Raw genomic sequence first — 21,326 nt, 5'->3', positions numbered from 1 at the left:
TTCAGTCACCCGCCGCGTACGGCGCGAGTTCGTCCAGCACCGGTCCCAGTGCCTCGCGTTCGTCTGCCTCAATGACCGTGGCCTCCCGCTCCGAGGGGGCCTTCGGAATCGGGTCGACCCCGGCGACGATGGTGGGCGAGCCGTCGAGGCCGATGTAGTCCGGGTCGAGGTTGAGGTCCTCGTGGTCCCAGACCGTCAGATGGTCCTCGTACTCCTCGGCGCGCTCTTTGGTCTCGGCGCGGAGGTCCTTGTGTTTCAGCCGGTGGCTGGCCCGCCGGTAGGTCGGTTCGAACTCGGGGTCGGCGACGATGAAACACGGCATCGGCGCTTCGACGGTCTCGATTTCGGAGATGTCGCCGTCGACCAGCCGCTTCGCCCGGACGGTGCCACCATCCTCGTCGATATCGAGCGAGAGAACGTGGGTAATTATCGGCCAGTCCAGACACCAGCAGGTCTGTGGGCCGGTGTGGCCCGTTTCGCCGTCGGCCGTCTTGAATCCAGCAAACACCAGATCGGGCTGCTCGTCGAGGTTCTGCAGGCCGGTAGCGACTGTCATCGCGGTGGCCCAGGTGTCCGCCGCCCCCATCTCCCGGTCCGAGAGGAGATACAGGTCGTCAGCGTACACGTCTGCCATCCCTTCCTGCAACACCTCTTTGTACCCCGGCGGCCCCATGCTCATCAGTGAGACGTGACCGCCGTTACGGACTTTCGTCTGGAACGCGGCCCGTAACGCGTGCTTGTCGTTAGGGTTCATCACCGTCGGTGTCTTGCCCCGTTCGAGATGGCCGTCTTCGTCGAACGATACCTGTCCCTCGCGGAAATCAGGGACGCCTTTGGTCATAACGACTGAGTGCATGGCAGTATGATCCTCGTAAGTGAATGTCACACAAGAATATATAATAAATGTATGTTTACAATTCTCGATGACAGGTCTCAGCGGGCAGAGAGTCCAGCAACCCAAAGGAACCCGCGGACTGACAGCTACGGGCCGTTTATGTTCATGACATGGCTACTACAAACCCGTGAAAACAGGCGGATTCGGGAACTCAGATACGACCAGCGCGGCCCGGGTCCACGTCGATAGCGTCGACCGGACACACGTCGACACAGAGCATACAGTCGATGCACTGGTCCTCGTGAGCGGGGTCGGCTTTGATTTCGCTCTCCGGGTGATCCGGCGAGTCGACCCACTCGAACACGTCGACGGGGCAGTCTTCCAGACACGCGCCGTCGGCGATGCAGATGTCGAAATCGACGGCGACGTGTGTCCCGTGGATACCCAGTTCCTCGGGTTCGTCGACCGGTCCCCAGACGTCGTGTCCGTCGTGCTGTTCGACAACGTCGCGGTTCTCCTCGAACTCCGGGTCTATGGCCATTGGTATCTTATCTCACTTTTGAAAGCTACTTAACTTTTCGACCTGACCGTCAGAATCCGGGGCCGTCGGAGCGATCCAGACCCCTGCCGCCCGCCGGCCCGAGGTCGCCGATGCGGTCGGTCGGGTCCGGCAGGTCGCCGCCAGGCACTCCGGTGTCGTCGACCGCGTCGGCGGCGTCCGGCCCGGCGACGGCTCCCCGGAGGAACTCGACGGTCCGCTCGTATACGTCGTCGTAGTGAGCGCCGTGGAACGGGAACCCGTGGTCCGCCGACACCGACTCGTGAGCCACGTCGGTCATCGGTCCGAGGGCGTCGGCCAGCAGTTCGGACTGGGACGGCGGGACGGTCTCGTCCTCGGTGCCGTGGAGCAACAGCGTCGGGGGCGCGTCGGTGTCGGCCTGTGCGACCGGCGAGGCCAGGTCGTAGGCCGCGGGCTCGTCGTCGGGCCCGCCGCCGAGGTACTGGCGGTGGAACCGCTGTCCCTCCCCCATCTCGGCGTCGAGCGCGCGGAAATCGTAGACGCCGGCGTAGCCGACGGCGGCCGACAGGCGGGAGGACGCGCCGGGGTACAGCTCGGGTTCGAACCCGGGCTCGTCGGCCGTCAGCGCGGCCAGGACGACGAGGTTCGCGCCGGCAGAGTGGCCGACGCCGACGATTCGGTCGGTGTCAGCGGCGTAGCCCTCGCCCTCCGCCTGAACCCACTCGATAGCGGCCTTCACGTCCACCAGCGCCGCGGGGAAGGTCCACTCGGGTGCGAGGCGGTACTGGGGTTCGATGACGAGGAAGCCGTCCGCCGCGAGGTCGAGCGCGTGCCGGGCGAACTCGCCCTTGTCGCCGAACGCGAACGCGCCGCCGCGGACGAGCACAGCGACCGGCTTCGGGCCGCTGGCCGCCGGCGAGTCGTACAGGTCGAGCGTCAGCGTCTCGCCGTCGACCTCCTGGAACGGGATGTCGCGCTGGACGGTCACCGACTCGGGAGCGGGGTCTGTCACGGGCAACGGTCGGGCCGTCACGGGCTTAAGCCCGACGCTATTCGCTCTCGACCCCCTCTGAGTCGGGGTTGAATGCTGTGTCGACACCGCCAGCGGCCAGCGACCCCTCGGCCCCGCCGGCCCCGACTTCCGCGAGGGCGTCCTCGAAGTGGGCCATCGTCAGAGCGACGTCGTCGAGTTCGCCGTCGGACCCGACGTACTCGCGGACGGCCGCGGCCGCCGCCTCTCGACAGACGGCCTCGATGTCGGCCCCGACGTAACCCTCGGTCCGCTCGGCCAGGTCGTCGAGGTCTACGTCGTCGGCCAGGGGCTTGTCGCGGGTGTGGACCGCGAAGATGTCGCGTCTCGCGTCTTCGTCGGGTTCTTCCACGGCGATGTGGCGGTCGAGTCGCCCGGGGCGCAAGAGCGCGTCGTCGATGAGGTCCGGGCGGTTCGTGGTGGCGATGACCACCACGTCCTCCAGTTCTTCGAGGCCGTCGAGTTCCGTCAAGAGTTGCGAGACGACGCGCTCGCCGACGTTGGAGTCGCCGACGCCGCCGGTCCGCTCGGCCGCGATGGCGTCAATCTCGTCGAAGAACACCACAGTCGGGGCGTTCTCGCGGGCCTTGCTGAACACGTCACGGATCCCCTTTTCGCTCTCGCCGACGTACTTGTTCAGCAGTTCGGGCCCCTTGATGGAGATAAAGTTGGACTGGGCCTCGTTGGCGACGGCCTTGGCAAGCAGCGTCTTCCCAGTGCCGGGCGGGCCATAGAGAAGGACTCCCTTCGCCGGTTCGAGGCCGACGTGGTCGTAGGCGTCGCCGTGTTCTAGGGGCCACTGGACGGTCTCGCGCAGGCGCTCCTTGGCCTCGGCCAGGCCGCCGACGTCGTCCCACGTCACGTCGGGCACTTCGACGAACACCTCGCGCATCGCCGAGGGCTCGATGCTGCGAAGCGCTGCACGGAAGTCATCGTCGGTGATTTCGATAGCGTCGAGCACCGAGGCGTCGATGCGGTCTTCTTCTAAATCCAGTTCGGGACGGACCCGGCGCAGCGCGTGCATCGCGCCCTCCCTGGCGAGGTTCTCGATGTCGGCCCCGACGAAGCCGTGGGTGTTCTCGGCGTAGGTGTCGAGGTCGATTCTCTCTGCCAGCGGCATCCCACGGGTGTGAATCTGTAGGATTTCCTTGCGGCCATCGCGGTCAGGGACGCCGATTTCGATTTCGCGGTCGAAGCGGCCGGGGCGGCGCAGCGCCGGGTCCACGCTGTCGACGCGGTTGGTCGTCCCGATGACGGTAATCTGGCCCCGCTCTTTGAGGCCGTCCATCAGGCTGAGCAACTGGGCGACGACCCGGCGCTCGACGTCGCCGCTGACCTCCTCGCGTTTGGGCGCGATGGAGTCGAGTTCGTCGATGAAGACGATGGCCGGTTCGTTCTCCTCGGCCTCGTCGAAGACCTCGCGGAGCTGCTCCTCGCTCTCGCCGTAGTACTTCGACATGATCTCCGGCCCAGATATCGTCTGGAAGTGTGCGTCGATTTCGTTGGCGACAGCGCGGGCGATGAGCGTCTTGCCGGTGCCGGGAGGGCCGTGCAGCAGGACGCCCTTCGGCGGCTCGATACCGAGCGTCTGGAACAGTTCGGGGTGGCGCATCGGCAATTCGATCATCTCCCGGACCTGTTCGAGCTCGTCGTCGAGACCGCCGACGTCCTCGTAGGTGACGCCGGGCATCTCCGGTTCGGGCGAGTCCGCGCGTTCGACGTCGACGGTGTCGGCGGGCTGGTCCGCGAGGTCGACCGCGGTCGACCCGGTCACGACGACCGGCCCGGACGGCGTGGTGTCGACGACCTGGGCGGGCACCCGTCGGTTAGACTGTCTGGAAAGCAACCCGAATCCGAGCGGGAGCGCGATGGTCTGGCCGACAGTCACGGCCTGGTCGGCCAGCTGCTCCCGGACGTGGGGACCGAGGTCGCCCTGTATCCGGAGCCCCTCGGGCAGGGTGAGGGTGACCCGCTCGGCCTCACTGACAGTGGTCGGTTCGACGGTCACGCGGTCGTCGACGCTGACGCCAGCCGTGTTCCGCAACTGGCCGTCAATACGGACGTACCCGCGGCCGGCGTCGCTGCGGTCACTCGGCCATGCTCTGGCGATGGCCGACCGGTCGCTTGTGCGTCCCTCTATGCGGACGAAGTCACCGCTGCTTAGCGAACTGTCCTCCAGGACCTGCCGGTCGATGACTGCCATCCCACTCCCCGGCTCTCTGTTCTTGAGTGGCTTGACAGTCAGTTGCATCGGTAGTGGAACAAAAAAACTCGGTTATCGAGCGGTACGCCTGTGGCCCGACGGTTAGCCTTCGACCTCTATCTGCTTGCCGCGGGCCGTCGCGCCTGCCTCGACAGGCAGACGCACTTCGAGGATACCGTTCGTGTAGTTCGCAGCGATACCCTCGTCGTCAATGCGCTTCGGGAACCGGAAGCGTCGGTGGTACGTCCGACGCTCGCCTCGCTGTTCGTCCTCGCGCTCGGCAGCGATGTTCAGCATGCCGTCGTCCCAGGAGACGTCGATGTCCCCGACGTCGAAACCCGGGAGTTCGACGTTGAGGACGAACTCGTCGTCCTCTTCGTACAGTTCGTAGTCGTCGCTACCTGTTTCGAACAAGCGGGACGGAAGGTCAAAGCTGCGCATCCAGGAACTCGGTGTGGTCGTTGGCAGGGCCATTGGCCATCACCTCGTATCCATTTGACACTAGTGTTGTGGTTCGTAAAAAATCTTACTAATTTTGATAAATGATAACACACAACAGCTAGAACGTAAGCGAACCGTTACGGTACAGAGGCCGGAGTCAGGCCAGCGGGACCGGCGACTCGCGCGTGTCAGGGATGTGCGAAGTACGCGACGGACTCCGCGTCCGGGTCGTCCGCGACCTCGTCGAGGCGGGCGAACCCGATACGTTCGAACTGGACGACCTCGTCGGCGTCGTAATCGAGCAGGCCGGGTTCCGCCACACCTGACACGTCGCCGTCCATTGTCCGGAGGCGGAGGCGTGGGCCGTCGGCCGGTGCCCAGTGAATCACGTCGACGCCCTCCTCGCGGACCGCGTCAATGTCGTCGCCGGTGTACTCGAAGGCGTCACGAGTGTGGCGCACGCAGCCGTATCCCTTGAGCCAGACCCGTTCGCCGTGTCCCGGCAAGTCGTCGCCTTCGACGGCAACACCACTGGTCACCGGAATCTCGCGGCGGCCACGCTCCTCGAAGTCGGGGTGGAGCGGCGGTTCACCGGCCTCGGGACCGCCGACGACCTGGCGCTCAACGAGGCCGCCGTGAGCCTCGTCGTCCCGGACGAAGAACGCCCGGTCCGAGGCGTCGTCGACAAGGTCGCGGTTGTTCGAGTAGATGGAGGACATCGCGAGGTCGACATTCGAGGTGGACGTGCCCAGTTGAATCATCGCGTCGACGACGGCCTCGCCGCGGATGCCCCGGCGTTCGAGGCTGGCGACGGTCGGCGCGCGGGGGTCGTCCCAGCCCGCGAGGTCGCCGTCCGCGATGAGTTCAGCGATGCTCGACGTGGACAGCGGCACGTCGTAGGCATCGACCTGGACGTGGCCCCAGTGGATGACCTCGGGGTACTCCCAGCCGAAGTAGTCGTAGACGAACTGCTGGCGCTTCGCGGAGTCCTGGAGGTCGATGCCGCGGATGATGTGGGTCACGCCGAGCAGATGGTCGTCCAGCCCGCTCTGGAAGTCCAGCATCGGCCAGCAGCGGTACTCTTCGGCCGCCTCGCGTGGATGTGGTGTGTCGATCATCCGGAAGGCCACGAAATCCCGGAGCGCCGGGTTCTTGTGGGTGATGTCGGTGCGGACCCGCAGGACCATCTCGCCGCTCTCGTACTCGCCGTCGACCATCGCCTCGAACTCCTCGCGGGTGGTCTCGGCGTCCTTCTCGCGGTGAGGACAGGCCTCGCCGCTGTTTTTCAGGTCGGAGAACTCACCCTGGGGACACGAGCAGGTGTAGGCCCCGCCCAACTCGATGAGGTCGCGAGCGTGCTCGTAGTACGTCTCGACGCGGTCGCTGGCGTTCACCACATCGTCGGGCTCGAAGCCCAGATAGTCGATTGCGTCCAGTATCGCGTCGTAGGCGTCCAGATCCGGCCGCTTGGTCTCGGGGTCGGTGTCGTCGAAGCGGCAGATGAACTCCCCGTCGTAGCGCTTCTTGTACGTCCCGACGACGGCGGCCATCCGCGCGTGGCCGATGTGCCACGGGCCGTTAGGGTTGGGCGCGACCCGCATCCGCACGGTGTCGTACTCCTCTGTGTTGGGCAGGTCCGGCAGCGGGTGGTCCTCACCCTCGTCTTCGGCTTCCAGTTCTTCGAGCTTCGCGGGGGCGAGTTCGGCCAGTCGCTCGCGGCGCTCGTCGGCGTCCATGCCGTTGACCCGCTCGACGACCGGAGCGATGACGCCCGGAATCTCGTCGCCGTACTCGCGGAACTCGGGGTTCTCGCCCATGAGCGGGCCCATTATTGCGCCGACCTGTGCCTCGCTATCGTGTTTGACCGCGTTGAGGAGGGCGTTCGTCTCCGCCGCCTCCGTGATTCGGTCTCGCAGCTCGTCGTCCATTACCGGGACCTGCGACTGGGAGGGTCAAAACGCCGTCGGACCACCTTTTTCAGCGTCGGGTTCGCGCTGACCGCGCGAACCGCTCCTCGAAAAACGTGGGCGAAAAAGCGGAGCCCCCACGCTGTTCGGGCCCGTGAACCGCCGGCTTCGCCGGCGGATGCTCGTCTCCACCCATCGTTTCTTTTACCCAGCTATATGCGCCCCTATCTTCTCCAGCGCCTCAACCCCGGTCACCTCGCCGGACTGGTCGGGAACCGTCCACAGGTCCAGGTCCGACAGCGACGTCCGCAGTTGTTCGATGGCCTCGTCCTGTACTGCTTGCTTGCCCCGACAGCGCTCGCAGTCGCCGGCGTCCTCGATGACCTTGTTCACCACGAGCGTCGTCACCGGGACCTCGAACTCGCGGAGTCGCTCGACCAGCCGCTCGGATTCGCGGACGGCCATCGTCTCGGGGATGGTGACGACGCGGAACGCGGTCCGGTCGGGGTCCCGCAACACTGTGCCGACCCGCTCCATCCGCTCACGCATCGCCGTGAAGTCGTCCGGGCCGTCGTCGCGGCGACGCGCCATCGGGCCGAACATCATCGTCCGGGCGGTGTTGACCTTTCGACGGACCTGGTCGCGGAGGTCCATCGCCGTCGCCACGCCGCGGTCGAGCACCGACGGGAGGTCCAGCAGGCGGAGCGTGTGGCCGGTCGGCGCGGTGTCGAACACCACGCGGTCCCAGCGGTCGCTCTCGACGTACGTCGCCATGCCCTCGATGGCCGCCAGTTCGTCGCTGCCGGGCATCACGCCGGAGGTGAACAGCTCCGCGACCTCGTCCTCGTCCATCCGGATGCCGGCGTCGGAGAACTCCGCCGCCAGCGCCTCGAACAGCGAGCGGTAGCGGTCGATGCCGGTCTGTGGGTCCACCTCGACGCCCCACAGCCCCGGCCGGATTTCCGTCGGGTCGCCGCTGACCTCGGCCTCGACGGCGTCGCCAAGCGAGTGTGCGGGGTCTGTCGAAACGACGAGCGTCTCGTGGCCCGCCGCTGCCAACCGGTGGCCGGTCGCCGCCGCCACCGTCGTCTTGCCGACGCCGCCCTTGCCGCCGTAGAGGACGAATCGAGTCACGGGCGTCGCTAGGGAGCGACGCGTCTTAGTTGCTGACCAGCAGCTATCGAGGTCGGGTAGACGACCGGACCGGAGAACGGGCCAGTGAAGGCCCTCAGTAGTCGCGCTCGACGAGGTAGTTGGCGATGCCTTCGAGCAGGGAGCGGGCCTCGTTGTCCGGCAGGACTTCGAGGTTCTGCTTCCCGCTCGCGATGAGGTCCTGCCCGGTCTGGCGGGCGTACTCGATGGAGCCCACCTCCCGCAGGCGCTCGACGGCGGCGTCGATTTCGGCCTCCGAGACCGCCTCGACGGAGTCCGTGTCGATGAGTTCGCCGACGTCGACGCCCTGCTGGCGGGCGTGCAGCGTCACGAGCGTCTGCTTGTTCTCGACGAGGTCAGAGCCCCGCTGCTTGCCGAGCTTCTCCGAGGGGGTCGTCAGGTCCAGCAGGTCGTCCTGAATCTGGAACGCCCGCCCCACGTCGAGCCCGTAGTTGTACAGGGCGTCGACAGTCTCCTCGTCGGCCCCCAGCAGCGTGGCCGGAATCGAGGCGGCCGCGCCGTACAGCACGGCCGTCTTGAGTTCGACCATCTCCAGGTACTCCTCGGGCGTGACCACGTCGCGTTGCTCGAACTCGATGTCGAGCGACTGGCCCTCGCAGATGCGGGTACACGTCGTCGCGAGCCGCTTGTTCGCGGCGACGGTCCGCTCGGGGGCCGCGCCCGTATCGAGCAGGAACTCGAACGCCTTCGAGTACAGCGTGTCGCCGGCGAGAATCGCCGTCGAGAGGTCGTACTCCTTGTGGACGGCGGGCACCCCGCGCCGGAGCGCGTCGTCGTCCATGATGTCGTCGTGGATGAGCGTGAACGTCTGGATGACCTCGATAGCGAGGGCGGCCGACATCACGTCGGCCCGCCCGCCTTCGAGCGTCGGGAAGTCACGGTAGGCTGCCGTCAGCGGGTCGACGTCGAGCAGCGACTCCGCGACCAGCAGCAGGACCGTCGGGCGGAGCCGTTTCCCGCCCGCGTCCAGCAGGTACCGCGACGCCTCGTAGAGGTGGTCCGGTTTCTGCACCGGGAGGTCCTCCGGGAGAGCGTCGTTGACCCGGTCTCGTCGGGCGACAATCGCGTCTTCGACCTGCTGATGGCGTTCGGACATCGATTTACTCGGTGAGCTTGATCATGTTGCCGTTGCGGGTGATGTGGAGGTCCCGTCCGGCTTTGTAGCCCATGTCTTCCGCGAGGTCGACGTACGGTGCGAACCCTTCGAGGCTCTGGTGGGCCGGGATGATGTTCTTCGGCTGGAGCGCGTCGATCATCTCGTAGTGGCCTTCCTCGCGGAGGTGGCCCGAGACGTGGATATCGTCGTATATGCGTGCGCCCTGCATGCCCAGGAGCTTCTCGGACTGGTAGCGCTGGCCCTCGTTGGTCGGCTCCGGGATGACCCGGGCCGAGAACAGGACCTTGTCGCCGTCGTCTAGCTCGTAGGGCGTCTCGCCCCGGCCCATGCGTGTGAGCATCGCGCGCGGTTCGCCCTGATGGCCGGTGACGATGGGGAGGAAGTTCTCCTTGCCCTCGTTCATGATGCGCTTGAACGTCCGGTCGACGGACTTGCGGTGGCCGTACATCCCGAGGTCCTCCGGGAAGTCGACGAAGTCCAGTCGCTCCGCTGTCCCGGAGTACTTCTCCATCGAGCGGCCCAGCAGCACCGGCTGGCGTCCGATGTCGTCGGCGAACTCGACGAGGCTCTTCACGCGGGCGATGTGCGAGGAGAACGTCGTCGCGACGATGCCGCCGTCGTAGTCGGCGACGCTGTCCATCACGTCCTTGAGGTGGCGACGCGCGACGGACTCGGAAGGCGTGCGGCCCTTTTTGCCCGCGTTCGTACAGTCCTCGATGTAACAGAGGACGCCCTCGCCTTCGCGGCCGATCTCTCGGAACCGCTTCATGTCGATCGGGTCGCCGATGACCGGCGTGTGGTCCATCCGCTTGTCAAGTCCGTAGACGACCGCACCCTCCGGCGTGTGGAGGACTGGGTTGATGGCGTCGATGATGGAGTGAGTGACGTTGACAAACTCAAGCTCGTTGCGCTCGCCGATGGACATCGTCTCGCCGGCGTCCATCTTGACGAGGTCGTTCTGGACGCCAAACTTCTCCTCGCTCTTGATCTGCTGTTTGACGAGTTCGATAGTAAACGGCGTCGCGACGATAGGTGCGTCGTAGCGGTGGGCGAGCTTGGATATCGCGCCGATGTGGTCGAGGTGACCGTGTGTCGGCACGATAGCCTTCACGTCGCCCTCCAGGTCGGACATGACCCGGTCGTCCGGGATGGCACCCATGTCGATGAGGTCCAGCGAGTGCATCCGTTCCGTCTCGACGTTGTCGTGAATCAGTACCTTCGAGAGGTTCAGGCCCATGTCGAAGATGACGACGTCGTCCCCTGCACGGACGGCCGTCATCTGTCGGCCTACAGCCTCGTAACCGCCAATTGTCGCAATTTCGACTTCCATGGTTGTAGCTCCGAGTGGAAAGCCGGCCGCGGGCATCCGGTGGGGCACGGCAACGACGGTATCTGCAATGTAGGCGACTTCGTCCGCGTCGGCGCTCCAGGCCAGTCGGGTACGCCCGTAGCCTGTGCAACCGCAGTGGGAGGGACTTCCGTCCCGCAACTTACATCCGCCGTCTGCCGGCCGCCGAACCGCAGTCCACGGGCGGCCGTGCGCTCGGTTACGTCGGTCTACAACGGCGCTTCTTAAAACGGTGTGGGTTCGTCGCTACTCGTCGTCTAAGGGGTCCGAGAGCGGGTCGTCATCACCGGAGACATCGAAGCCAGTGACACCGTCGTCCGCGAGCGTCGAGTCATCATCAGCGGTCGTCTCTGTGTCCTGTGACTTCGACTCGCCCTGCACGCTCTCGTCAGCGTCGGTTCCAGAGTGTTCGGTATCAGCGCCACCGAACAGGTCGTCCGTCGTCCGTGGGCCACCGGACGTGTCCGTCTCACCAGCTTCATCGAGTAGTCGGGTGTCTCGAGTCACGGCGTCGTGCTGATCCGCTTCGTCAGCACCGGCTGAGTCGACGCCAGTGGGTTCGGTATCGGCTTCGGGTTCAGTTTCCCAGTCGTCGGCCGGTGCTGGCTCGTCCCCTTCCCAGTCGTCGGCCGGTGCTGGCTCGTCCCCTTCCCAGTCGTCAGCCGCCGCGGGGTCCTCGCTCTGCGTGTCGAACTCCGCAGGGTCCGGCGGCGTCCATTCCTGTGGTTCCGTACTCGGTTCGGGTTCTTCGGTGGCGTCCTCAGCGAGCAAATCACGGTCCGACTGCTCGCTGGGTTCGGACTGAGGTGCGACCGGGTCCGAATCGTCGGGGAACTCCGCCGGAGATGGCTCCGCAGTGGTGTCGTCCACTGTCTGAGATTCTGGTCCGGCAGCGTTTTCAGCTGGCTGTGGCTCCGATATCTGGTCATCCTGCGCTGCCGGGGCTGTCTCTCCATCTGTCGCCGGGGCCATCGTCTCGTCGGCCGACGGTGGTTCCGGAGTGTCATCGGCATCACGACGGTCCGTATCTGTCGCCGGCACATCGTCTGCCACCGGCTCAGCGGCCGTCACCGAGTCAGCATCCGCCGGCGGATTCTCGTCGGCCGCCGACACCGCAGTGTCATCAGTCCCGGTCGCCGCAGTCTCGGACGTAGCAGACGGCGCTGCTGTGTCAGACTGGTCGGAGTGGTGCTGTTCGGGCGCGTGGATTCCCGATTCACCGGCTGGGTCGGCGTTTGGCTCGGAGTCAGCGACCGGTTCCGACACTTCGGACTGGTCAGTCGCCGGCTCGACAGCCGTCGGGGCAGCAGCCGGACCGGTGCTCTGTGAAACCGCCGGATCAGACTCAGCCGGCTCCGGCGTGGGCTCGTCGGACTTCGAAGTCGATTCGGTAGCGGGCGCAGCGTTACCTTCGACAGTGCCAGTCGCTGTCTGGTCGCTCGCTGAGGAACTGGCAGCTGGCACATCGCCCGCATCACGCTGTGCTGTCTGTGCCGCGAGCGTACCCGCCATCGTCGCGTCGGCGATGAGCTTGTGAGTCAGGCCAAGCAAGCCGGAGAGCAACAGGAGCCCACCGAGCGCACCGACGACAATGCCGAGTACCGCACGATAGCCCGCGGTCCCCGAAAGTGAGCGGAGCGAGCCGTTCTGTATCAACACGTACCCTGCAGCGATGAGGCCGCCACCGACGCCGGCGACGACAAGCAATGTCCCAAGAAACCTCGTTCCGTATCGATAGACGTCGGTCAGACCTACTGCAGACATAGTCGCATAATTGCTAACAGAGGACAAATATGTTACGACAGTTGCTGAAGTGATATTTAAGCTACCAGTCTGCCGAAGTCAAGCAGTGATACCGCTTCAGCAGCAAGTCTTGGGTCGACATCGACTACAGCGTGCCCTGGGACGGGGCTGTTGACGACAAGTCAGTCGGCGTCTCCACCAGCAATGGTCGTCCCCGGACTCTCGCCGGCGAGAAAGGCCGGCAACGCATCGGGACCGAACACGAGGGCAGGGGCGGAGAGCGCAAGCAGCGCACGTACTTTGCCGGCCATCCCACCCGACACGTCCGTCGCCTCGCTCTCGCCCAGTGCCGATGCGACGGCCTCGAACGTCTCGATACGGTCGATGACTGTCCCGTCGTCATCGAGAACGCCGGAAACAGTCGAGCAGACGCCGACGCGGTCGGCGTTGACGGCCGGCGCGAGTTCGACGACCAGTTCGTCGCCGCTCAGGACCGTCGCGCCCGCACCGGCGTGTGCGACGAGGTCACCGTGGAGAACCGGGACGAACCCCTCACCGAGAAGCGTCGTGACCTGTGCCGTCGGCAGGGAGAGGCCGCCGTCGGCGTCGCGTGCGGCCGCCGAGAACGGGTGGACCGGAACCGCCGGCACACCCGCGTCAGTGAGTGCTTCAACGACAGCGGCGTTGAGCCGACACATCGCCCCGTGGATAGCCCGGACACCGTCACCGTCGTGGGTCCCTTCGGTCGTGCTGACGCCGTATTCGGCGGCGTGATGGTGACCGAAGCTCCCGCCGCCGTGAACGACGACGATGTCGTCGCCGACCGCCGACTCGGCGATGGCAGACACCGCGTCCGACAGGGCGGCCCGGTCGACCGTCTCGGGCTCGTCTTTTTGTGTGATGACACTCCCCCCGAGTTTGAGGACGACCGTCATTCCTGCCGGACCCCGTCGGTGTCCAGTTCGGCCCGGAAGACATCCTCACACCCCGGCGTGTACTTCAGCGCCGTGAGTGCGTCGTCCGTCTCGTCCAGTGCGACGATACAGCCGCCGCCGCCGGCCCCGGTGAGTTTCGCGCCGTGTGCGTCAGCGTCGCGGGCCGCCCACACCATCGAGTCCAGCGACCGCGAGGAGACGCCCAGCGCCGAAAGCAAGCCGTGGTTGAAATCCATCAGCTCCCCGAGCCGTTCGTAGTCGCCCGTTCCCAGCACCGCCTCGCCCTCGCGGACGATATCGCCGATTGTCGCGACGGTGTCGGCGGCGAAGTCGTACTCCTCGCGGAGGTCTCGGACGCCGGCAACCAGCGCCCCGGTGTCGCCGGCCCCGCCGTCGTAACCGATGACGAAGGGGAGCGTGTCGATGCCGTCCAGCCGCCGGCAGTCGTCGCCCTCCACGCGGACCGCCCCGCCCATGGCTGAGCAGAACGTATCCGCCCGCGAGGCTTGCCCGTCCTGTACCTCATGTTCGACCTGGTAGGCGCGGTCGGCGATTCCGCTCGCCGGCAGTTCGACGCCGAGTTCTCTGGTTGCCGCGTCTATCGCCGCGACGACGAGCGCGGCCGACGACCCCAGCCCCGCGCCGAGCGGGATGTCGCCCTCAACAGAGATCTCGAAGCCCGCATCCGGCGCGTCGGCCGCGTCGCGGGCCTGTGCCACCGCCTCGTTGACGTATCCCATGCCAGCCTCGACAAGCGATTCAGCGACGTCCACGTCTGGATGGCTCTCTCCGTCACCGGAGTATTCGACGGTAAAACCGTCCAGTTGCAAGTCATTTGCGTGGATGCGTAACCCCTCGTCGATTTCAGTTGCCGTCACGTGCACCCGCCGCTCGATGGCGCAGGGCACCGCCGGCTCGCCGTAGACGACTGCGTGCTCCCCGAACAGATACACTTTTCCGGGAGCGCTCGACGTGACCATACCCGCCCGTGTGCACCCAGGGCGTTAGGCGTTTTCGGAGTCGATGGTCAGGACGGCTGTCGGAATACGATGCAGAAACGGTGTCGACATCGGCGAAGTCGAGGCGGATGCCGCCGCCGGACAGTTCGCCGACGGTCACGTAGAGCGCCCACTGCGGGAGGCAACAGTGACGTCGGAGTAGTCCCGTCGGAGTCCGCGCTACCGCTCCTGCACTCGCATCGACATTTCCTGCCGGGGATGGGCAGTCAGCGACGGTAGCAACTCCAGCGGCGTCTCGCCTTGGAACTCCAGTCGGTACTGACTGGCCGTCGTTGCGGTGATGAGCTGTGCTTCGAGCATTGCGAGGTGCTTCCCGATGCAGTGACGCGGGCCGCCACCGAACGGGAAGTAGGCGAACCGCGGCCGCTCGCTCGCTCGCTCGGGCTTCCAGCGCTCCGGGTCGAACGACTCGGGGTCGTCGTAGAACCGTTCGGATCGGTGGACGCCCCACTGTGGAACCATCAGCGTCGTCCCGGCCTCGACATCGTAGCCGGACAGCGTCACGTCCTCTGTCGGCTCCCGGAAAATGGTGTACACGGGCGGGTAGAGTCGCATCGCTTCCTGAATTACCCATTCGAGGTAGTCCAGTTCGCGGACGTGTTCCATCCCCGGCCGGTCGTCGCCGACAACATCGTCCAGTTCCTCGTGGACTCGCTGTTCGACTTCAGGGTGTTCCGACAGCAGGAACCAGGTGTAGGTCAGCGTCAGCGCCGTCGTGTCGTGGCCCGCAAGCAGCATTGTCATCATCTCATCGCGCAGTTGCTCGGGCGACTGATTCCCCTCGTCGCGGGCACGCAGGAGTACCGACAGGAAGTCCATCGGACCGTCTTCAGCTGTCCCGACCGAGTCCTCGCGGACCTCGATGATGTCGTCCAGCACCTCGTCCAGCGTCCGCACGGCGCGATTGAACTCGGCGTCGTCAGGCATCGGCATCCACTGTGGCATGGCGAACCGAATGGGGTCGGGCTCGAACCGCTGGCCCAGTGGCAACAGTTGTTCCTCGATTGTGCGGACTCGCTGTTCGGAGAGTTCGACGCCCATCATCAGGTCCAAGATCACGTCCAGCGTCACTCGGGTCATCGACTGCTCGGCGTCGATAACATCGCCGTGAGACCAGTCGGCGATGCGGTCCTCCGCGTGGCCGGTGATGCGGTCAGCCATCCCCGAAAGTCGAGCCATCGAGAACGCTGGATTGGCGAGCTTTCGCTGCTGCTCCCACGTTTCGCCTTCACTCAACAGCAGTCCGTCTCCCAGCAGGTCCCCGAGCGCATCTCCCTGAAAGTCGGGTTTGCGGAACCGCTCGGCCTCTGAAACCAGTACCCGCTCGATTGCCGTTGGGTCACACAGCATGACCGTATCCATCGGCCCCATGTCGAAGCGGGCAACATCACCATAGGCCCGCTCCAGCGCTGAGATGAACCGGAACGGGTCCCGAGCGTACGTGCGACTACTGCCGAACAGCGGTTCGCCCTTCGGTCCGGGCGGCGTCTTTGACATCGACTACTGTTAGTGTCGAACACGCTTGAATGGTGTGCCAAATGGCTGGAAGCGCGCGGTTCAGAGCCAGCGGTCGGCGTCTATGTCCCAGCTGGTGTGTACCGATACCCAGACGCCGCCGAGGCCACCGAGGGCGCTGAGCCCGACAGTGTACAGCAGAAAGAAGCTGAACACGAGCGCCAGAAACAGGTCGTACCCCGGTGCGCCGGGTGGAATCCCGAACCCGAGGAGGCCGGCGATGTACAGCGCCGGGAGGAAGAGCGCGAGCAAGGGAACCATCGCACAGACGCCAGCAAGCGTTCCCAGCCAGAGCCCCGTCCGGTAGCCGCCGCTGCCGTGGTTCGCCGCGGCCACTGCGCCGCCAGCCACCGACGAAAAGGGAACGAACGACAGCGCAATCGTGACGAGTGCCCCGATACCAGCGTTGGTCACCGACTCACGCATACGCGTTGCTCGTAGTGCGCTCTCGATTGATGTAGTTACCGACAGTTTCGGGCTGTCAGTCGCCGAACGTCGTGTCATACTTGACGTAGTTGCCCAGCCAGCCGCCGACCGCGCTCAATCCGAGGAAATACGCGGCCGCCGTGATCGTTCCCAGGACGAGCACGAACAAGCCCGCCGCGCCGAACACACCGAGCGCCTCGGGAACGACCGCCAGGAACGCGGCCAGGAAGACGAACACGACAACGAAGAAGACTAGCGAAATCGCCAGCCCGACGACGCCCGAGAGCAGTCCGACGCGGACTCCGTCGTCTCGCTCACCCCCTTCAAGATAGCCGGCGATGCAACCGCCGAGCAGCGGCGCGAGCGGGACGAACCCACTCAGAAGTGCGGTCGCGACGGCACCGATGACGGCGTTGACGAACGTGTCTCCCTCTCCCATTTCCCGGTGGTACTCCGGGCCCCGTGGTAGGTCTTGTGTTGGCGACACCGGCGTTGTCACTCGTGGGTCAGCGGGCCGGAAAACGAAACAGTTCAGCGACGTTAGAGGTCGGACTCGAAGTCGTCGAGTCCGTACGTCGGCTCGGCACCGCGGCGGTCGAGCGTCTCGTTGGCCAGCAGCCAGTAGACGACCGACAGCGCCTTGCGCCCCTTGTTGTTCGTCGGGACGACCAGGTCGACGTTCGACGTGGTGTTGTTGGAGTCACACATCGCGATGACCGGGATGCCGACCGTGATGGCCTCCTTGACGGCCTGGGCGTCACCGATGGGGTCAGTGACGACCACGATGTCCGGCTCGATGTAGCCGTCGTAGTCGGGGTTGGTCAGCGTGCCGGGGATGAACCGGCCGGTGCGGACGCGCGCCCCGATGGCTTCGGCGAACTTCTCGGCCGGGAACCGGCCGTACTGGCGCGACGACGCGGCCAGAATCTGCTCCGGCTCGTAGTTGGCCAGGAAGTCCGCGGCGGTGCGGATACGCTCGTCGGTCATCGAGACGTCCAGCACGTACAGCCCGTCGGTCCGGACGCGGTGGATGAACCGCTCCATGTCCTGGGTCTTCTGCTGGGTCCCGATGTGGACACCAGCGCCGAGGTAGTCCTCGACGGGGATGAGGAGGTCGGCCTCCGACTGCTCGTCGGGCATGACGTCCTCGTCCAGCTGTGGACCGGCGGCCTCGTCAGCCGCTTCGTCGGCGTCTGTGTTTTCGTCAGTTGGTTCGGCCTCTGTCGCCTCTTCGGCGTCGTCGGCGGGCTGTTCGGCTTCCGTTTCGGTCTCCGCGTCGACCGCTTCGTCGTCCTCCTCGGACGGGTCGAAGTCGGAATCGGACGCGTCGAGACCTTCTTTTTCGTTGCCGCTCATACTGCGTTGTCCTCGATACGGATTAGTTCGTTCAGCTTGGCTGTGCGCTCGCCGCCGACCGCGCCGGTCTTGATGAACGGTGCGTCAGTGGCGACAGCGAGGTGTGCAATTGTCGTGTCTTCCGTCTCACCACTGCGGTGGGAAACGACGGACTCGTAGCCGCTTGCCGTCGCCAGTTCGATGGCGTCGACGGCGTCGGTGAGCGTCCCGATCTGGTTCGGCTTGATCAGGATGGAGTTCCCGGCGTCGGCGTTGATACCGGCCTGCAGGCGCTCGACGTTCGTAACGAACAGGTCGTCGCCACAGACGAGCGTCTGGTCCCCGACCTGTGCGGTCAGGTCCGCAAAGGCCTCGTAGTCGTTCTCGTCGAGGGGGTCCTCGACGTAGACGAGGTCGTACTCCTCGACCTTCCCGGCGATGTACTCGATCTGCTCTTCGGTGGATTTGACGCCGTCGTCGTAGACGTAGCCGTCCGCCTCGTCGTCGTAGAGTTCCGCGCCGGCGACGTCAAGGCCAAAGGAGATTGCGAAGCCAAAGTCGTCGGCGACAGCTTCGACGGCCTCGTCCATGATCTCGAACGCTTCGTCGTCCGAGACGGACGGTGCCCAAGCGCCTTCGTCGCCCTTGCCCGCTGGCAGGTCGCGGTCGGCCAGAATGTCGTGGACCTCCTGGTGGACCGCAGCGTTGGCGAAGACGGCCTCCTCGACACTCGGTGCGCCGACAGGGGCCGCGAGGAACTCCTGGATGTTGGTCGCGTCCGCGGCGTGCTCGCCGCCACCGATGATGTTGCCCAGCGGCGTCGGGTACTCGTTGCCCCGGAATGTGCCGCCGAGGTGCTGGTACAGCGGCGCGCCGAGCACGTCGGCACCGGCCTTCGCGGCCGCCATAGAGATGGCGACGGCGCTGTTGGCTCCGATACCGGAGAAGTCGTCGGTACCGTCAGCGGCGTGGAGCGCCGCGTCGACGTCGCGCTGGTTCCCGGCGTGGACTTCGCCGATGAGCCGCGGGAGTGCTTCCTCGCGGGCGTTGGCGATGGCCTCGTTGGCGGGGAGTTCGATGGCCTCGTACTCGCCCGTGCTTGCGCCGCTCGGTGCCTTGCCACGACCGAAGCCCCCACTCTCGGTGAGAACGTCGGCCTCGACGGTCGCGTTCCCGCGGGAGTCGAGGACGCGGCGGAGTCGGATGTCAGTGATGAGCGTCATCGTTAGTCACTCCTGTTGACCGTAAACGGTAGGACGCCAGCGTCGTACTCCTCGGCGGCGATGAGTATCGGCTGGGTGTGTTCCGTCTCTATGAGCACGGGAGCACCGTGGGCCAACTGCAGCGCTCGTGCGCCGAGTTTGCGGGCCTTCTCGTAGCGGCTTTCCTGTGCGTTCATTGGTAGGGTGAGACGATGTCGACGAGGTCTTTGTGCGAGACGAGCATCCGGCGACAGCAGTGCCGCTCGACGCCGAGTTCGTCGAGGACCTTCTCCGGGTCCTCTGGCTCCTCGGCCTCGCGGGTGCGTGCTTTGAACTCCTCCCAGTGTTCGCCGACGACGTTACCGCACGTGAAACACCGAACCGGTACCATCATACCTGTATCACCTTAGCGGTACGATTTCTGGTAGCGGGCCCGCGCACCGGGGCCGCCCCACTTCTTGGGTTCGGACTGGCGAACGTCGTTGACCAGCAGCGAGCGGTCGAACTCCATGAACGCGTCGCGGAGTTCGGCGTCGTTGGTGTGGTCGACGAGGCCGCGAGCGATGGCGGTTCGGGCGGCGTCTGCCTGCCCCATGACGCCGCCACCTTCGACGGACACCTCGACGTCGACTTCGCCGCGGAGGTCGTCCTCGGCGATGCGGAACGGTTCCAGCATCTTGAGCTGCGCCAGCTCGGGGTCGACGAGTTCGACCGGCTGCGAGTCGATACGCACGCGGCCCTCGCCCTCGCGTACGGTCGCGCGGGCGACGGCGGTCTTCTTCTTGCCAGACGTGTTCGTTACCATGTCTTGTTCGCTCCAAGCGTTTCGCTGATTTCGCCCAGCGTGACGAACTTGATGTTCGACAGTCGGTCAAGCGACGTGCCGTCTAGAACCTCGCCGTCCTCGTCGTACGGGTTGCCGAGGTAGACACGGACGTTCTCGAACGCCTCGCGGCCACGCTGCTTCTTGTGGGGCAGCATGCCACGGATGGTGCGCTTGAAGATGCCGTCCGGTCGCTTGGGGTAGAAGTACCCGTTGTCGTTACCGATGTCGACGCGTTTCTTGTACTTCTCCGTTATCTGCTCCTCTCGGCCGGTGATCACGGCGCGTTCAGCGTTGACGACGGCGACCGTCTCGCCGTCGAGTGCCTGTTCGGCGACCTGTGATGCGACGCGGCCCATGATACAGTCGCGGGCGTCGACGATGACATCCGCGTCGAACTCTGCGACGCTCATCGGATCACCCGGACGTGGGAGCCTTCTGGGTTGTTTTCGATTGCCTGTTCGAGTGATACAGCCTCTCCAACCTGGTCGATCTTCGTCTCGGCGGTTCCGGAGAAGTCGACAGCGGCGACGGTGACGTCCTTCTGCAGGACACCGGAGCCAAGCACCTTGCCGGGCACGACCACGGTCTCGTCTTCCTGGGCGTATCGTTCGATACGGCCGAGGTTGACTTCCGCGTGTGTGCGCCGTGGCTTTTCTAAGCGCTCGGCGACGTCGCCCCAGACAGCACCGCCCGAACTGCGGGCGGCTGACTTCAGGTCGGCGATGAGACTACTGAGTCTCGGGTTCGTCTTACTCATATGATTCCTCCGTTGTGGGAAAAGTGCAGGGAGCAGGATTTGAACCTGCGGACCCCTACGGGACAGCGCCCTGAACGCTGCGCCGTTGGCCAAACTTGGCTATCCCTGCGCGCGATTGTTCGTTTTGCGTGCCCCGTAAAACCCCTTTCGGTCCTCGCGCTCGGGGAGCGGGCGGTCATCGGCCGTGGTGGGGTGTATCGGGGCATTGTATCGTTACAGCTGGACTGCGTCTTTCAGTTCGGTCGCGCGGTCACGCAGCGTCTCGACCGCGCGCAGGACCAGTTCCTCGGTGGTGAACGACCCGTCCGTCTCGACGTGGAACACGAACGCGTTCGGCACGTCTGAAACCTCGACATCTTTGCCGGGGTAGCGGTTCCGGAGGTCGTTGTCGAACTCGTCTGTCGCGACGAGTTCGCCGTTGGTGGCGTCGCCGGCGGCGTGTTCGGCCGCCTGCTCTTCGATGACGCCACGCAGGATGTTCGGATCGTCGTCCTCGAACTCGCCGAGGTCGCCGACGACCTCCACCTGCTGGAGGTGTCGGTAGCCGACGGCCACGCCACCCTGATGTTTGGCGTGTTCCCGACCGGTGTCGAGGACGGCGTCGGCCTCGACTTCAAGACGTTGGCCCTCCTTGAGATCGATGATCGGGATGTTGTCGTCAGCGGCCTCGACCATCGGGTCCGAGGAAACGAGGTCACTGGAGTAGGCCGTGGCCGGCCCGTCGACGGACAGCGACAACGTCACCTCGTCGCCGATCTCGAAGTCGTCGAGGTCGGTCGTCAGCGGGACCAGTCCCAGTCGGAGACCGATCTGCTCGTTGAACATCACGCTGGTGTTCTCGATGACGCGGACGGTATCGATACTGAACGTCGGTACGTCCGCGACCATCGCTCGCCGGATGCCGTTGGCGAAAGCTGGCGTGATGCCGCGCACGAGGATGCGGGCCTCGCGCTCGCCGCGTTCGACGAACTCAACCTCGTAGTCCTGTGTCATT

22 protein-coding genes, 1 tRNA gene and 1 pseudogene are annotated in these 21,326 nt (G+C 65.4%); all 24 read right to left on the bottom strand.

What is annotated here, in order from left to right; all coding sequences use genetic code 11:
• Position 1: 1 nt before the first annotated feature.
• The 24 genes and pseudogenes from BVU17_04155 to BVU17_04040 all read right to left on the bottom strand — a co-directional run bounded on the left by BVU17_04155 (position 2) and on the right by BVU17_04040 (position 21,325).
• Positions 2–856 carry an electron transfer flavoprotein subunit beta gene (locus tag BVU17_04155; GenBank protein AUG46751.1) on the bottom strand — a complete coding sequence of 285 codons (855 nt, stop codon included), beginning with the start codon at positions 854–856 and terminating at the stop codon, positions 2–4.
• A 190-nt stretch (positions 857–1,046) separates the two neighbouring features.
• Positions 1,047–1,376 carry a ferredoxin gene (locus BVU17_04150; protein AUG46750.1) on the bottom strand — a complete coding sequence of 110 codons (330 nt, stop codon included), beginning with the start codon at positions 1,374–1,376 and terminating at the stop codon, positions 1,047–1,049.
• 49 nt (positions 1,377–1,425) lie between these two features.
• Positions 1,426–2,367, bottom strand: coding sequence for a lipase (locus tag BVU17_04145; GenBank protein AUG46749.1), 942 nt, complete (start codon positions 2,365–2,367; stop codon positions 1,426–1,428).
• A gap of 124 nt (positions 2,368–2,491) precedes the next feature.
• Positions 2,492–4,636, bottom strand: a pseudogene (locus BVU17_04140) (AAA family ATPase).
• A 54-nt stretch (positions 4,637–4,690) separates the two neighbouring features.
• A complete protein-coding gene (locus tag BVU17_04135) occupies positions 4,691–5,062 on the bottom strand; it encodes a molecular chaperone Hsp20 (GenBank protein AUG46748.1) in 372 nt (123 codons plus the stop codon).
• A 155-nt stretch (positions 5,063–5,217) separates the two neighbouring features.
• Complete coding sequence (locus BVU17_04130) at positions 5,218–6,957, bottom strand: glutamate--tRNA ligase (protein AUG46747.1); 1,740 nt, start codon at positions 6,955–6,957, stop codon at positions 5,218–5,220.
• Positions 6,958–7,140: 183 nt separating this feature from the next.
• The gene (locus BVU17_04125) at positions 7,141–8,070 is read right to left on the bottom strand and encodes an arsenic-transporting ATPase (protein ID AUG46746.1); all 930 of its coding nucleotides are present in this window, start codon (positions 8,068–8,070) and stop codon (positions 7,141–7,143) included.
• Between the two features lie 94 nt (positions 8,071–8,164).
• Complete coding sequence (locus BVU17_04120) at positions 8,165–9,205, bottom strand: phosphoesterase (protein ID AUG46745.1); 1,041 nt, start codon at positions 9,203–9,205, stop codon at positions 8,165–8,167.
• Positions 9,206–9,209: 4 nt separating this feature from the next.
• Positions 9,210–10,556 carry a ribonuclease J gene (locus BVU17_04115; protein ID AUG48832.1) on the bottom strand — a complete coding sequence of 449 codons (1,347 nt, stop codon included), beginning with the start codon at positions 10,554–10,556 and terminating at the stop codon, positions 9,210–9,212.
• A gap of 264 nt (positions 10,557–10,820) precedes the next feature.
• Entirely contained in the window at positions 10,821–12,338 is a 1,518-nt protein-coding gene (locus BVU17_04110) for a hypothetical protein (GenBank protein AUG46744.1), read from the bottom strand.
• Between the two features lie 161 nt (positions 12,339–12,499).
• A complete protein-coding gene (locus BVU17_04105) occupies positions 12,500–13,252 on the bottom strand; it encodes an acetylglutamate kinase (GenBank protein AUG46743.1) in 753 nt (250 codons plus the stop codon).
• Positions 13,249–14,232: a mevalonate kinase gene (locus BVU17_04100; GenBank protein ID AUG46742.1), complete on the bottom strand. Its 984-nt coding sequence runs from the start codon at positions 14,230–14,232 to the stop codon at positions 13,249–13,251. Before BVU17_04100 ends, BVU17_04105 begins: the two co-directional genes overlap by 4 nt.
• Before the next feature lie 198 nt (positions 14,233–14,430).
• The gene (locus BVU17_04095; GenBank protein AUG46741.1) at positions 14,431–15,768 is read right to left on the bottom strand and encodes a cytochrome P450; all 1,338 of its coding nucleotides are present in this window, start codon (positions 15,766–15,768) and stop codon (positions 14,431–14,433) included.
• Positions 15,769–15,828: 60 nt separating this feature from the next.
• Positions 15,829–16,212 (bottom strand): hypothetical protein, encoded by a 384-nt coding sequence (locus BVU17_04090; protein AUG46740.1) that lies wholly within the window; start codon positions 16,210–16,212, stop codon positions 15,829–15,831.
• 55 nt (positions 16,213–16,267) lie between these two features.
• Positions 16,268–16,651 (bottom strand): hypothetical protein, encoded by a 384-nt coding sequence (locus BVU17_04085; GenBank protein AUG46739.1) that lies wholly within the window; start codon positions 16,649–16,651, stop codon positions 16,268–16,270.
• Positions 16,652–16,752: 101 nt separating this feature from the next.
• Positions 16,753–17,568: a 30S ribosomal protein S2 gene (locus BVU17_04080; GenBank protein AUG46738.1), complete on the bottom strand. Its 816-nt coding sequence runs from the start codon at positions 17,566–17,568 to the stop codon at positions 16,753–16,755.
• Complete coding sequence (locus tag BVU17_04075) at positions 17,565–18,770, bottom strand: phosphopyruvate hydratase (protein ID AUG46737.1); 1,206 nt, start codon at positions 18,768–18,770, stop codon at positions 17,565–17,567. Before BVU17_04075 ends, BVU17_04080 begins: the two co-directional genes overlap by 4 nt.
• A gap of 2 nt (positions 18,771–18,772) precedes the next feature.
• On the bottom strand, positions 18,773–18,946 hold the full coding sequence (gene rpoK, locus BVU17_04070) for a DNA-directed RNA polymerase subunit K (GenBank protein AUG46736.1): 174 nt from the start codon (positions 18,944–18,946) through the stop codon (positions 18,773–18,775).
• The gene (locus BVU17_04065; protein ID AUG46735.1) at positions 18,943–19,143 is read right to left on the bottom strand and encodes a DNA-directed RNA polymerase subunit N; all 201 of its coding nucleotides are present in this window, start codon (positions 19,141–19,143) and stop codon (positions 18,943–18,945) included. Before BVU17_04065 ends, rpoK begins: the two co-directional genes overlap by 4 nt.
• Positions 19,144–19,155: 12 nt before the next feature.
• Positions 19,156–19,554 carry a 30S ribosomal protein S9 gene (locus BVU17_04060; GenBank protein AUG46734.1) on the bottom strand — a complete coding sequence of 133 codons (399 nt, stop codon included), beginning with the start codon at positions 19,552–19,554 and terminating at the stop codon, positions 19,156–19,158.
• Positions 19,548–19,985: a 50S ribosomal protein L13 gene (locus BVU17_04055; GenBank protein ID AUG46733.1), complete on the bottom strand. Its 438-nt coding sequence runs from the start codon at positions 19,983–19,985 to the stop codon at positions 19,548–19,550. Before BVU17_04055 ends, BVU17_04060 begins: the two co-directional genes overlap by 7 nt.
• On the bottom strand, positions 19,982–20,332 hold the full coding sequence (locus BVU17_04050) for a 50S ribosomal protein L18e (protein ID AUG46732.1): 351 nt from the start codon (positions 20,330–20,332) through the stop codon (positions 19,982–19,984). Before BVU17_04050 ends, BVU17_04055 begins: the two co-directional genes overlap by 4 nt.
• A 24-nt stretch (positions 20,333–20,356) precedes the next feature.
• A tRNA-Leu gene (locus tag BVU17_04045) sits at positions 20,357–20,441 on the bottom strand.
• A 104-nt stretch (positions 20,442–20,545) separates the two neighbouring features.
• Positions 20,546–21,325, bottom strand: coding sequence for a DNA-directed RNA polymerase subunit D (locus BVU17_04040; GenBank protein AUG46731.1), 780 nt, complete (start codon positions 21,323–21,325; stop codon positions 20,546–20,548).
• Position 21,326 lies beyond the last annotated feature (1 nt).

This window comes from Haloarcula taiwanensis, from assembly GCA_002844335.1.
Lineage (GTDB): Archaea > Halobacteriota > Halobacteria > Halobacteriales > Haloarculaceae > Haloarcula > Haloarcula taiwanensis.
This window is presented reverse-complemented; position numbering and strand designations above follow the sequence as displayed.